Origin of the sequence: Streptomyces sp. HNM0574 (genome assembly GCF_012726235.1) — a bacterium.
Lineage (GTDB): Bacteria > Actinomycetota > Actinomycetes > Streptomycetales > Streptomycetaceae > Streptomyces.
The window spans coordinates 133,983-147,152 of sequence record NZ_JAASAH010000004.1 but is presented as its reverse complement, the minus strand read 5'-3'; the positions used below and the strand labels follow the sequence as shown (position 1 = coordinate 147,152).

The following is a 13,170-nucleotide window of genomic DNA, read 5'->3' as shown; positions in this document are numbered from 1 at the left end:
CTCCGCCTCCCGGCCGCCGGGTGATCGTCCGGCGGCCGTCGTGAGCGGATGAGTCCGCCACGGCAGGCGACATCACGAAGGCCCCCGGAATCCGTAAGGGTTCCGGGGGCCTTCGTCGTACCCGGGCCGGGGAAGTACGGAGAAGCACGTCGGGGCCGGTGCGGAATGCACGTGGCGCTGCGGGTGTTGACCACGGGGTAAGCGATCAGGAGGGGCGGCAGCAGTGCTGGAACCACAGAGCGCGCAGAGCATGTACACCTGGGACAGGGCCGGACTCGACGCCGTGGACGCGGTGATCGACGACCCGGACGGTGCCGGGCTGGTGATGCTGTACCACCTCGAGGGCTTCATGGACGCCGGGGACACCGGCGAGCAGATCGTGGGCCGCATCCTGGAGCACCAGCCGCACGTCACCGTCGCCAGGTTCGACGTGGACCGGCTCATCGACTACCGCGCGCGCCGCCCGCTGATGACCTTCCGGCGGGACGCCTGGGTCGCCTACGAGCAGCCCCGCCTCGAACTCCGCCTGGTGCGGGACGCCACGGACGCGCCGTTCCTGCTGCTGTCCGGGCCCGAACCGGACGTCGAGTGGGAGCGGTTCGTGACCGCCGTGCGGGAGATCGTCGAACGCGTCGGGGTGCGGCTCGCGGTGAACTTCCACGGCATGCCCATGGGCGTGCCGCACACCCGTCCCGTCGGGCTCACCCCGCACGGCAACCGCACGGATCTGGTGCCCGGGCACAGCGTGATGTTCGACGAGGCGCAGGTGCCGGGCAGCGCGGCGGGGCTCACCGAGCTGCGGCTCGCGGAGTCGGGGCACGATGTGCTCGGTGTCGTCGCGCACGTGCCGCACTACATCTCGCGTTCGACGTATCCGGACGCGGCGCTCGTCGTCACGGAGGCCATCACCTCGGCGACGGGGCTGGTGCTGCCGGACGTGGCGCACGCGCTGCGCGGTGAGGCGCTGAAGACGCAGAACGAGATCGAACGTCAACTCGCCGAGGGCGACGAGGAGCTGACGTCCGTGGTGCGCGGGCTGGAGCAGCAGTACGACGCGCTGGCCGGTGCGGAGACCCGCGGCAGCCTCGTCGCCGAGTCGGCCGAGCTGCCCTCGGCGGAGGAGCTCGGGGCCGTGTTCGAGCGGTTCCTCGCCGAGCGGGAGGGCGAGGGCGGGGAAGGGCCCGGCGGGTCGTCGCCGGGTCTCGGCGGCTGACGGGCCCGTACGGGCGCGTGCGTACAGGAGTTCCCCGCTGCGGGTGACCTGGGGCCTGGGGGCCGGGGGTGACCGTATAGCGTGTCCGCATGTTGAAGGTCGGACTGACGGGTGGAATCGGCGCGGGCAAGAGTGAGGTCTCCGGCCTGCTCGGGGCGTACGGCGCGGTGATCGTCGACGCGGACAGGATCGCGCGTGAGGTCGTGGCCCCGGGGACGCCCGGACTGGCCGCCGTGGTCGCGGAGTTCGGGGAGGAGATCCTCGCCCCGGACGGCACGCTCGACCGGCCGAAGCTCGGGGCGCTCGTCTTCGCCGACACCGACCGGCTCGCCGCGCTGAACGCGATCGTGCACCCGCTCGTCGGCGCGCGCTCCGCCGAGCTGGAGGAGGCCGCGGGCGAGGGGGCCGTCGTGGTGCACGACGTGCCGCTGCTCGCGGAGAACGGTCTGGCCCCGCTCTACGACCACGTCGTGGTCGTCGACGCCACCCCCGAGACGCAGCTCGACCGGCTCGTGCGGCTGCGCGGCATGGACGAGGCGGAGGCCCGCGCGCGGATGGCGGCGCAGGCGACCCGCGAGGAGCGGCGTGCCCTGGCCGACACCGTGATCGACAACGACGGGCCGCTGGAACTGCTGGAGCCGCAGGTCCGGAAGCTGTGGGAGCTGCTGCGCGGGCGGCTGGCCGAGCAGGGCTGACGGCCGTCGTGGCGTCCGCAGGCGGGACGGGTGCGGGCGGGCGCGGCGGGGAATAGCGGGGGAGAGCGGTGCGTTGTCCGGGCCGTGGCGCCGATGGCGGCGTCCACGGCAGGACTCATGTCAGTACCGTGCGCGGCGACCGGGCCGCGCACGGCGACGAACGAGGCCGTAGCGGCAACAGAGCCCGGCGGCCCTGCGGCCCGGCGCGAGCCGGGCCCCACGGCACCGCGGTGAGGAGGCAGAACCCGTGCCCGAGACCACACCCGCGACCCATGTCATCAGCTTCCGTGCGGCGGAGCATCTGCTGGAGGCACGCGACCCGAGGGGAGCGGTGAAGCTCCTCGACGGCGTGATCGCCGAGCACCCGGAGAACACCGCGGCGCGGCTGCTGCGCGCCCGTGCCTACTTCCTGGGCGCGCAACTGCGTCCGGCCGAGGAGGAGTTCGGCTGGGTGCTGGAGCGGGAGCCGGACAACGCGTTCGCGCACTTCGCGCTGGCCCGTACGCTCCAGCGCGCGAGCCGGCCCGAGGAGGCGCGGCGGCACTTCCGGCTCGCCGCCGCGCTCGATCCGCGCCCCGACTTCGTCGAGGCCGCGGGGTTCGACACGGAGTGAGCCGCTCCTTCCGCCCCGGTCGCCGCGTCAGCCGCGCGGTGGCCGGGGCGGAGGTGTGTGGGTGCGGGCCCAGGTGGCCAGGGTGGCGAAGTCGTGGTCGCGCAGGCCGTGGCGCGGGTCGACGTGGTACGGCAGCGCGGGGCCGGGGTGGTGGGCGGCGATGAAGCGGCGTTCCCTGCGCGTGATGCCGTCGTCCACCCAGGCGAAGGGGCGGCCGGCGGCGTGCGCGACCAGTGACCGGGTCTTCCAGTGCAGCCCGTCGATCTCGGGCTCGATCCGCTCGGGCCAGGCGACGACCGGCAGCGAGGGCAGGCCGAGGACGGGGCCGACGCAGGCGTTCGCGTCCTCCGCCCAGGCCGTCGCCCAGACGAGGGTGAAGGGCAGCGCGGCCAGCTGGGGGCCGTGCGCGGGGCGGAGCCGGACGCGCAGTTCGGGGACGCGTCCGGGCGGGAGCGTGGCGTGCCGCGCGACCAGGCCCGGAGGGCGGAAGCGGTACCGGGTGTAGCCGCGCGGGCCGAGGCGGAGGCGGCCGAGGCGGGGGCCGGCGAAGGGGTTGAGCGGGCCGTCGACGTCCAGGAACAGCAGGGGCAGCGGGGAGGTGTCGTGCATGGCACCTGTGTACCCGGTGGCGGGGGCCGGGTGTGTGGCTCAATGTCGGTGGGCGCGCCTAGAGTTGGTGTGTGGGCGACGAGACGCACAACAGCATGGGCGGGAACGCCCGGGCGGAGACCGTCCTGCAGGCGGGCACCATCGAGAACTTCCACCACAACACCTATGTGCAGAGCGCCTGCGCGCACCCGCCGGCGGGGCATCTGCTGCCCGCCGAGACGGGGCTGTTCGTCAACCGCGGGCCCGAACGGGAGCGGGTCCGGCGGGCGTTGGCGGCCCGCGCCGAGCAGGCGGACGGTGCCGTGGCGGAGGCCGGCGGGCCGGTGCGTCCGCTGGTCGTCGCGCTGACCGGCGTCGGCGGGATGGGGAAGAGCACCCTCGGCGTCCGGCTCGGGCACGAGGCGCACGCGCTGTGCCCGGACGGCTCGCTGTACGCGGATCTCGGCGCCCTGCGCCGGGAGACGGACGGCGCGGTCGACGTCGGGGAGGTGCTGCACGGGCTGCTGGAGGCGCTGGGGGTGGAGGCCGGGTGGGTCCGCCCCGGGCTGGCCGAACGCGCGTCCCAGTTCCGGCAGTTGACGGCCGGGAAGCGGCTGGTGCTGGTGCTGGACAACGTGCGGTACGCGGACGAGATCACCCCGTTGCTGCCCGCCTCGGCCGGCAGCGTCGTCCTCGTCATCAGTCATCAGCGGCTGGCGGAGCTGGAGTGCGACGAGGAACTGCCGCTCGGCCCGCTGAGCACCCGGCACGCGGTGGAGCTGCTGCGCGGCATCGTGAAGGACGCGCGCCGGGGTGTTGACGACGATTCCTACGCTGAAGTGGCCGAGCTGTGCGAGGGTTTGCCGGAGGCCCTGCGCGTCGCGGGCAGCCGGATGCGACAGCACAGACGGCGCCGTTTCGAGCGGCTGCTGGCCGAACTCCGTAGCGAACTGGACCGGGAGGGGCTGCCCGTGGTGGAAGCGGTGTGGAACACGGCGTACCGCGAGCTGAGTGCCGATGCCGCGCTGCTCTACCGGCTGCTGCCCGTCGTGCCGGGCCCGCACGTCTCGCCCGCCGCGGCCGCCGCGCTGCTCGGCGCGGGCGAGGACCGCGCGGCGGACGCCCTGGACGAGCTGGAGGACGCGGGCCTGCTGGAGGACGCCGCGTCGGACGGCGCCGATCTGCTGCGGATGCCGGACCTGCTGCGTTCCCACGCCCGCCGCTGCCGCCGCGCGCTGCCGGACGGCGGCGAGGCCGAGACGGGCGAGGCCACCCGCCGCCTGGTGCGCTGGTACCGGCGGCAGGCCGAACGGGCCGACCGGGCCCAGCAGCAGAAGCGGATGCGCTTCGCGGAACCCGTACCGCCCCTGCCGTACGCGCCGGACCTGGAGTTCGCCGGGGGCGGTGAGGCCGGGCGCTGGCTGGAAGCGGAACGGCACGCGCTGCACGGCTGCGTCCGGCTGGCGTACGAGGCGGGGGAGGACGAGGACGCCTGGGCGTTGTGCGAGCCGCTGTGGCTGCAGTTCGTCGACCACCGGCACTTCGGCGAGTCCTTCGACAGCTTCGGGACGGGGCTGGCGGCGGCCGGCCGCGCGGGCGATCTGCCCGCGCAGGTGCGGATGCGCTGCCAGCTGGCCCGCGTCCTGTGGGAGCTGGGGGATCTGGAGGACGCGGACAAGACCCTGGAACCGGCGCTGCACGCCTCCGCGCTGCTGCTGGAGGGAGCCGGGGAACCCCGGCCCGAGCTGCGTAAACTCCGTGCCTCCACGCTGGAGTTCAGCGGTAACTACTGGGCCGCGCGGAAGAAGTGGGCCCGCGCCGCGGACAGCTTCCGCGCCTCGCGGGAGATCCACGAGGAGATCGGCAACCCCTACGGCGTCCTGCTCCAGACGCATCTGCTGGGCCGGGCCACGGCGGCGCTCGGCAAACTGGAGGAGGCCGCCGGGCTGTTGGAGACGGCGCACGCGATGGCGGCCGAGCAGGACCGCGACCGGATGACCGCCCGGACGGCCTTCGAGCTGGGCCGGGTGCGGGAGCGCCAGGGTTCGGCCAACCGCGCGGCGCGGCTGTACGAACTGGCGCTGGAGAGCGCGTTGCGGCGCGGCGCCTCCTTCGAGGAGGCCGAGGTGCGCCGCGCGCTCGCGGGGCTGGCCGAGTCCTCGGGCGACACCGCCACGGCCGAGCGGCACCGCGCGGTGGTGCGGGCGTACGAGGAGCGTGCGGGAATCGTCCGCCGGGCCGGCGAAGGGGAGTGACGTCCGGCGTCCTCGCCGGGTGCGTTCAGAGTTCCGTCGTGGCTTCCTGGCGGGTGGCGGGGGCGAGTTCGGCGAGGACGGGGACGTCCGCGACGACGCAGCGGATGCGGCTGCCCGTTCCGGGCGGGTTCCGGAGCAGCCAGGTGTGGACGGCGCTGAGGACGGCGGCGGGGTCGGGGTACCGGCCGGGGGCCTCCGGCGTCGGATGCGGCGGTGTGATCCGGACGGAGAGCAGGCCCGTCGGGTGCGGGGCGTCCCCGGCCGGGGCGTCGCGCAGGCGGAGGACGCAGTGGTCGCGGGCGAGGACGGCGCCCGCGGTGCGGCAGGCCGGGTAGGCGGCGAGGACGCGGGCGCTCCACTCGGCGGCGGTCTCCGGCGGTGCGGTCTCCGGCCCGCCCGTGCGGCCGGTGGTGCCGGCGCGGGCCCGCCGGAGGAGGAGCCCGGCGGACTGGGTGAGCCGCGTCCCGGCGAGGCCCTCCTCGACGGCGAGGTGCCCGCCCGGCGGGCCGGTGACGGGGCGGCGCTCGACGTGCAGGTCACCGTCCGGTGCCGTCGTGACGCCGACCGTGCAGGCGGTGAGCGGCCGGCCGGGGGCGGGCAGCGGGAGGGGGCGTGGCTCGGGCGGTGTCGGGGGCGGGGTGAGGCCGAGGAGCCCGTAGAGGCGGTGCCGGAGCAGGTCGAGCGCGCGGCCGCGTTCGGCGAACGCGTGCGCCGCCAACTCCCGTACGGCGCCCGGGCGGTGGGCGGCGAGGGCGCGGGTGAGCTGGTCGGCGCAGGGCGGTGCGTCGGGGCCGAGGCGGAGGCGGGGTGCGTGCGCGAGGAGTGCGGCCATGGGGCTGCCGGGCAGGAGTTCGCTGTCGTGGCCGGTGTGGTGGGCGGCGAGCACCGGGCGGTCGAGGGCCGCCGCGTACAGGGCGGTCGAGCCGTGGTCGCTGATCACACAGTCGGCGGCGACCAGGACCGCGCCCCACTCCTCGTACGGCTCGGCCAGGATCAGGCCCGCGTCGAGGGCGGGCCCGAGGCGGGTGCGGAGGGTGAACGGGTCGGGCGCGTTGTGCTCGTTGGGGTGCAGCACGAGCGCCACCTGGAAGGCGTCGTAGGGCAGGTGCGTGGCCAGGTGGTGGGGGAGCCGCGGGTGCCGGGCCAGGAGCGACTGCTCGCCCCAGGTGGAGGTGAGGACGACGAGGCGCCGTGTGCCGGTGCCGAGGGCCGCGCGGTGGCGGGCGCGGGCGGCGGCCGATTCGAGGAGCCGGTCGAGGGTCGGGTCGCCGACGACGGCCGCGCGTGCGGCGGCCTGCGCGGACTCGGTGGCGAGGCGGGCCAGTTGCTCGGGGTGGGCGAGGCCGTGGAACGCGGCGAGCGGCCGGTCCGCGCGCAGCACCTGGGCACGGCTGAGCCCGGTGGCCGCGTCCGGGCCGCCCCCGGCCGCGCGTTTGTTGAACCCGGCGCCGTGCGGGAGCAGCGCCAACGGGCCCTTGAGACAGTGCAGTCGGCCGTTCGGGCTGGCGGCGACGATCAGGTCGAAGGGCTGCTCGACGGCCTCGTCCCAGGGGATGCTGCGGGCTCCGGCCCGCTCGATGGCGACGAGCGCGCCCGCGTCGAAGGCGGAGCCGGGGACGAGGGTGAAGACGGGGCGGAGCCGCTCGTCACCGGAGAGCGCGGGGAGGACGTCGAGCAGCCGGTGCAGCGCCGTCGCTGTCCGGACGGCGAACAGCACCCGCGCCGTCCCCGCCCGGACCGGCCGCTGGCCGCTGGCCGCTGGCCGCTGGCCGCTGGCCGCTGGCCGCTGGCCGCTGGCCGCTGGCCGCTGTGTGATCGTTCATTCTATCAAGTCCGCATGTTCAAGTGGCTGCCTGGCGGCGGGAGTTGGGGTCGGACGGGGTGCTGCCGGTGGTGTGTCCGGTGGGGTCCTGAGCCGTGGCGGCGATCGTACTCGTCGCCCTAGGCTGCTGGTCATGGATGTCGAATACGCCCTCACGCTGGCCTCCGCGGCCTCGGCCGGTGCGGTCACCGCCGCCGGTCAGAGCGCCTGGCAGGGCCTCGTCGCCCTGGGCCGCCGCGCCGCCGGGCGGGGTGACGACGTGGCGGCGGAGTTCGAACCGGACCCGTCGGACCAGGCGGAGGTGCGGGTCTTCACGGGGCGGATCGCGGAGCGCGCCCGCGAGGACGAGGCGTTCGCGGCGGAACTGTGCGGCTGGGCCGAGGAGCACGAGGTGGCCCTCCAGGTGAACCTGCGGCAGGTCCACAACACGGTGGCGGGCAGCGCCAGGATCGGCCGGCTCGTGCAGACGGGAGACGTGCACGGGGACGTCAACCTCTGAGCCGCATCCGGTTTGAGGGTGTTTGCCCTTCATGTCCGCTGTGATGTGATCCGCCGGAAAACTCCGGGGAGTTGGGTGCGGCGCCGGTATCATCGGGGATCGGCGTGTGCACGAGGCGGCGCCCGGTGCGTGGCGTGAGGAAGTGGCAGGGCGATGGGGCAGCGGCCCGGCGCGGACGGCGCGCTCGCGCGGTACGCGGCCGTCTTCCTCCCTGCCGCCCCCGCGCGGCAGGGCCGGATGGCCTTCTGGAGCCCCACGGGCGAGCCCCTCCCCGAGCTCCCGGCCGGTGCCCCGGAGACGGGCCCCGGCCGGCTGACCGTCGTACGGGAGCACGGCGCGGGCGTGCGGCGGCGCACCGTCCCCGCCCTGTTCCTGCCCGTCCGGGACGCCGTCGAGGCGCTGGTGCGGGCCCGGCACGACCCGGCGGCGCACCCGGCCGCCGCCTGCTGGGGAGCGGCGGCCGCCCTGGCCCTGCACCTGATCGCGCGCGGCCGCCTGCTGCCCGGGCTGGACGGCGAGGACCGCGACGTGTGGCGCGCGGGGCCGCTGGAGGCCGACGACGTGACGCACCTGCGGGCTGTCGCCGCGGCCATGCCGCCGGAGGCGCACGCCGTACCGCTGCCGGGCGGCAGGCCGTTGCGGCTCGCCGCTCCGGAGGCGCTGGTCCGGGCTTTCCTCGACGCCGTCGCCGACGCGCTGCCCCGCACGGCGGCGGCACCGCACGCCGCCGGACCCGCCTTCGCCGGCCAGGCCCCGCACCCGCTGCCCCGGGCACGCGAGTGGGCCGCCGAGGTCGCGGCCGGACGGGACGAGGGCGTGCACCTCTCGCTCCGTCTCGACCTGGAGGGGTACGCGCTCTTCGACCCGGAGGACGAGGCCCCGCCCGAGGAGGACGCCGGTGTCCGCGGCACCGCCGCCGTCGTCCAGGTGCACAGCGTCGCCGACCCCGTACTCGTGGCCGACGCCGCGCAACTGTGGGCGGGGGAGAGCGGGTTCGGGCCGCGGGCCCGTACGGACACGCTGCGCGCCGTCCGCCGCGCCGCCCGGGTGTGGCCGCCGCTGGCGCGGCTGCTGGAGCGGCCCTGCCCGGACGTGCTGCCGCTCAGCGACGAGGAGCTGTACGACCTGCTCGGGCCCGTCGCGCCCCGGCTGGCCGAGGCGGGCGTGGCCCTGCACTGGCCCAGGTCGCTGGCTCGCGAACTGTCCGCCACCGCCGTCGTCCGGCTCGCGCCCGGCTCGTCGGCGGACGGCTTCGGCTTCTTCGACTCGGCCGAACTGCTCCAGTTCCGCTGGCAGTTGGCGCTCGGCGACGAGACGCTGACCGAGGCGGAGATGGACACCCTGGCCGAGTCGCACCGGCCCGTCGTACGGCTGCGCGGACAGTGGGTGCTCGTCGACCCGGACCTGGTGCGCAAGGCACGCAAGCGGGAGCTCGGGCTGCTCGACCCCGCAGGCGCGCTCGCCACCGTGCTCACCGGCACCGCCGAGGTGGACGGCGAGGAGACCGACGTCGTCCCCGTCGGCGAACTGGCCGCGCTCCGCACCCGCCTCACCGGCGAGCTCACGGCCGTGCCGCAGCCGCCCGGGCTGCGCGCGACGCTGCGCGACTACCAACTGCGCGGGCTCGCCTGGCTGGACGTGATGACCTCGCTCGGCCTCGGCGGCTGCCTCGCCGACGACATGGGGCTGGGCAAGACCGTCACCCTCATCGCGCTGCACCTGCGCCGCGCCAGGACGGAGCCGACGCTCGTGGTCTGCCCGGCCTCGCTGCTGGGCAACTGGGAGCGCGAGATCCACCGCTTCGCGCCCGGCGTTCCCGTGCACCGCTACCACGGCAGCGCGCGCAGCCTCGGCGCACCGGACTCCGGCGGCTTCGTGCTCACCACCTACGGCACCCTGCGCGGGAACGCGGAGCGGCTCGCCGCGGTGGAGTGGGGGCTCGTCGTCGCCGACGAGGCGCAGCACGCCAAGAACCCGCACTCCTCCACCGCGCGGGCCCTGCGCGGTCTGCGGTCCCCGGCCCGCGTCGCCCTCACCGGCACCCCCGTCGAGAACAACCTCTCCGAACTGTGGGCCCTCCTCGACTGGACGACGCCGGGGCTCCTCGGCCCCCTCACCACCTTCCGCGCCCGGCACGCCCGCGCGGTCGAGAGCGGCTTCGGCGCCACCGTTCCCAGCGAGGAGGCGAGCGACGAGGCGACCGAGCGGCTGGCCCGGCTCGTCCGCCCGTTCCTGCTGCGCCGCAGGAAGACCGACCCGGGCATCGCCCCCGAACTCCCGGCCAAGACCGAGACCGACCACGTCGTCCCGCTCGGCCGGGAACAGGCGGCGCTGTACGAGGCCGTCGTCCGCGAGACGCTGGCGCAGATCGAGGAGTCGGAGGGGATGGCGCGGCGCGGGCTGGTGATGAAGCTGCTCACCGCGCTGAAGCAGATCTGCAACCACCCGGCGCAGTACCTGAAGGAGACCGCACCCGGCACCACGGCACGCTCGGGCAAGCTCGAACTCCTCGACGAACTCCTCGGCACCGTCCTCGCCGAGAACGGCTCGGTGCTCGTCTTCACCCAGTACGTGACCATGGCCCGGCTCCTCGAACGCCACCTGGCCGTACGCGGCGTCCCCGCGCAGCTCCTGCACGGCGGCACGCCCGTCGCCCGGCGGGAGGAACTCGTGCGGCGCTTCCAGGACGGCGAGGTCCCGGTGTTCCTGCTGTCGCTGAAGGCGGCCGGGACGGGGCTGAACCTGACCCGCGCCTCCCACGTCGTCCACTTCGACCGCTGGTGGAACCCCGCCGTCGAGGACCAGGCCACCGACCGGGCCCACCGCATCGGCCAGACCCGACCCGTCCAGGTGCACCGGCTGCTCACGGAGGGCACCGTCGAGGAACGCGTCGCCGAACTCCTGCACTCCAAGCGCGCCTTGGCCGACGCCGTCCTCGGCACCGACGGCACCGCGGCCCTCTCCGAACTCGGCGACGCGGAGCTCGCCGACCTCGTCTCGCTGCGCCGGGGGGAGGGGTGAGGGGGGCCGGAGGCGCCGGCGGGCGCCGGCGTGGCGGGCGTTCGGGCGCGTTCCGGGCCGGTGCGGGGCGTCCGGAGGCGCGTGCCGACCGTACGCGTACCCTTCCGCCGCCCTCCCCCGACTCCGAGGGCGGCGCGCGGGTGCCGGACGCGCCCGTGAGCCCCTGGGCCAGGACCTGGCTGGACGGGCTGGCGGGGCTGCGGACGACCGGCCCCGTCGCGGACCGGGTCACCCGCGGGCGGGACCTCCTGCGCGACGGCCACGTCGACCGGATCACCGTCACCGCGGGCCGCGTCACCGCCGCCGTGCACGGCTCGCGCACCCGTCCGCGCCCGCACCTCGCCACCGTCCGCGTCCCGGTGCTGACGGAGGACGAGTGGGACGTCCTGCTGGAGGCCGCGACCGAGGAACCGGCCCTGATCGCCGCGCTGCTCGACAAGGACGTACCGCCCGAACTCGCCCGCACCGCCGAGGCGGTCGGCGTGCCGCTGCTCCCGCCCGAACCGCGCGACATCACCGCCGAGTGCTCCTGCACCGACCCGGTGTGGCTCTGCGAACACGCCGTGGCCCTGTGGTGCGGCGCCGCCCGGTACGTCGGCACCGACCCGTACCTGCTCCTCCTGGTACGCGGCCGGGGCCAGGACGAACTCCTCACCGACCTCGCCCGCCGCAACGCCCGCCACGTCGCCCGAGCCGTTTCGCGTGCGGCCGACGGTTCAGCGGCGGGGAGCCCCTCTTCGGAGCTGTCCGTGGCGAACTCTCCGGCGGACGACGGGAGTTCGGCCGCGAAGCGGGAACGTGCGCCGCGCGTGGACTCCTTCCTCGCCGAGCCCGTTGCGCGAGGGGCGGAACCGGGGGGCGCGCGTACGGTCCCGGACGCCGGTCCCGCCGCGCCCACCGTCTCCGTAGCCCCCGTCACCTACGCTCCCGCCGTCGGTGCCCCGGGGACGGACGCGGGGCCGCTGGCGCGCGCGGCGCTCGCGACGCGCGTCCGGCCGCCGCTCCCGGCGCCGCTGCCGCTGCCGAGCACCCCGGGCGCGCCGCCCGTGTTCCCCGAGCACGCCCAACACGCGGGACACGCCGACCGGTTCGCCCCCCACCACGCCGAGGACTCACCGGACCCGCACGGAGACCCCGACGACCTGCCGGACGCCGACGCGCTCACCTTCCTCGCCACCGACGCCACCCGCCGCGCCCACGCCTGCCTCGCCGCCTCGGACGACGGCGCCCAACACCCGCCCGCCGGGCCCCTGTTCGGACCCTCCGACCCGTGGCACGACGCCGTCCGGCTGGCCGCCACCCACCCCGAACTGGGCGCGCGCCGCACCTTCTCCCCGGCCGCCGCCGCCCTCGCCCGCGCCACCGGGCACACCCCGCTCGGACTCGCGCGCGCCGCGGCGGCCTGGCGACAGGGCGGCGCAGCCGGGCTCGACGTCCTGGAGACCCCGTGGGACCCGCCCGCCGGTGACTTCGACCGCGCGCGGGCCGCGCTGGCCCGCGAGGGACTGCGCGTCACCATCCGGCACAACCGCCTCACCTCCGAGGAGGCCGGCCTCCAGCTCCGCTACGGCCGCGACGGCCACTGGTACCCGTACCGCCGCGCCACCCCGCCCGACGCCCCGCACACCGACCCCGCGGCCGACGACCCCTGGTGGCCCGAGGGCCCGTCCCAGCCCGACCCGGTGACGGCCGCCCGCCCCGCCTGACGGGCGGCATCATGGGGGTGATGAGCTGGGAACCTGTCACCTGGGAACGCCTCGTCCCCGCGCTCGCCGAGCGCATCGCGGGTACCGGGACCGCGGACGGGGGCACGCGCGTGCGCGTCGCCCTCGACGGCGCGCCGGCCGCGGGTCCGGACGTGCTGGCCGGGCGGCTCGCGGAGGAACTCCGGTTGCGCGGCCGCCCCTCCGTCACCGTCGGGACGCGAGGATTCCTGCGCCCCGCCTCGCTGCGGTACGAGTTCGGCAAGCAGGACGCGGACGCCTACTACGACGGCTGGCAGGACACGAGCGCCCTGTGGCGCGAGGTCTTCAACCCGCTGGACCCGGGCGGCAGCGGCACCGTCCTGCCGGACCTGTGGGACCCGGTCACCGACCGGGCCACCCGCAGCCCCCGCGTACCGCTCGAACCCGGCGGCGTCCTCCTGCTGCACGGACCGTTCCTGCTGGGCCACTGGTTCCCCTTCGACCTGACCGTCCACCTCCGCCTCACCCCGGCCGCCCTCGCCCGCCGCACCGCCCCCACCGACCACTGGACCCTCCCCGCCTACACCCGCTACACCACCGAAACCACCCCCGAATCCACGGCCGACATCACCATCCGCACCGACAATCCCCACCATCCGGCGTGGAACTTCGGTCAGGGGGAGGGGAGTTGGCGCCCGCAGCCATGAGCCCCCCTCCGAAGCCTGACCAACGTCTTCTCCCGGTCCGTGCGTTCTGGGAATCTGTGCGGTCTCGTGTTC

The 13,170-nt window shown here is 75.9% G+C and carries 10 protein-coding genes; 8 read left to right on the top strand and 2 right to left on the bottom strand.

Features of this window, described 5'->3' with window-relative positions:
- The first annotated feature begins 250 nt into the window (after positions 1 to 250).
- From HCC30_RS09690 to HCC30_RS09680, 3 genes are all read left to right on the top strand, one after another.
- Positions 251 to 1,213, top strand: a complete 963-nt coding sequence (locus HCC30_RS09690; RefSeq protein ID WP_206323634.1) for a PAC2 family protein — start codon at positions 251 to 253, stop codon at positions 1,211 to 1,213.
- 89 nt (positions 1,214 to 1,302) lie between these two features.
- On the top strand, positions 1,303 to 1,908 hold the full coding sequence (gene coaE / locus HCC30_RS09685) for a dephospho-CoA kinase (RefSeq protein WP_169442013.1): 606 nt from the start codon (positions 1,303 to 1,305) through the stop codon (positions 1,906 to 1,908).
- Between the two features lie 247 nt (positions 1,909 to 2,155).
- On the top strand, positions 2,156 to 2,521 hold the full coding sequence (locus tag HCC30_RS09680; protein WP_169442012.1) for a tetratricopeptide repeat protein: 366 nt from the start codon (positions 2,156 to 2,158) through the stop codon (positions 2,519 to 2,521).
- Positions 2,522 to 2,548: 27 nt separating this feature from the next.
- Here HCC30_RS09680 and HCC30_RS09675 read toward each other — a convergent pair whose 3' ends face one another.
- Positions 2,549 to 3,130, bottom strand: coding sequence for a hypothetical protein (locus tag HCC30_RS09675; RefSeq protein WP_169442011.1), 582 nt, complete (start codon positions 3,128 to 3,130; stop codon positions 2,549 to 2,551).
- A 71-nt stretch (positions 3,131 to 3,201) separates the two neighbouring features.
- On the opposite strand from HCC30_RS09675, the gene HCC30_RS09670 reads away from it, so the two are divergent.
- Complete coding sequence (locus tag HCC30_RS09670) at positions 3,202 to 5,364, top strand: NB-ARC domain-containing protein (protein WP_346776561.1); 2,163 nt, start codon at positions 3,202 to 3,204, stop codon at positions 5,362 to 5,364.
- A gap of 25 nt (positions 5,365 to 5,389) precedes the next feature.
- On the opposite strand, the gene HCC30_RS09665 is transcribed toward HCC30_RS09670, so the two are convergent.
- Complete coding sequence (locus HCC30_RS09665) at positions 5,390 to 7,081, bottom strand: translation initiation factor 2 (protein WP_169442010.1); 1,692 nt, start codon at positions 7,079 to 7,081, stop codon at positions 5,390 to 5,392.
- 238 nt (positions 7,082 to 7,319) lie between these two features.
- Here HCC30_RS09665 and HCC30_RS09660 point away from each other — a divergent pair, with 238 nt between their 5' ends.
- From HCC30_RS09660 to HCC30_RS09645, 4 genes are all read left to right on the top strand, one after another.
- The gene (locus HCC30_RS09660) at positions 7,320 to 7,685 is read left to right on the top strand and encodes a hypothetical protein (RefSeq protein WP_169442009.1); all 366 of its coding nucleotides are present in this window, start codon (positions 7,320 to 7,322) and stop codon (positions 7,683 to 7,685) included.
- 153 nt (positions 7,686 to 7,838) lie between these two features.
- Entirely contained in the window at positions 7,839 to 10,706 is a 2,868-nt protein-coding gene (locus HCC30_RS09655; RefSeq protein WP_169442008.1) for a DEAD/DEAH box helicase, read from the top strand.
- A 140-nt stretch (positions 10,707 to 10,846) separates the two neighbouring features.
- Positions 10,847 to 12,412 (top strand): hypothetical protein, encoded by a 1,566-nt coding sequence (locus tag HCC30_RS09650; RefSeq protein ID WP_169442007.1) that lies wholly within the window; start codon positions 10,847 to 10,849, stop codon positions 12,410 to 12,412.
- A gap of 20 nt (positions 12,413 to 12,432) precedes the next feature.
- Positions 12,433 to 13,098, top strand: a complete 666-nt coding sequence (locus tag HCC30_RS09645) for a uridine kinase (RefSeq protein WP_169442006.1) — start codon at positions 12,433 to 12,435, stop codon at positions 13,096 to 13,098.
- Positions 13,099 to 13,170: the final 72 nt, after the last annotated feature.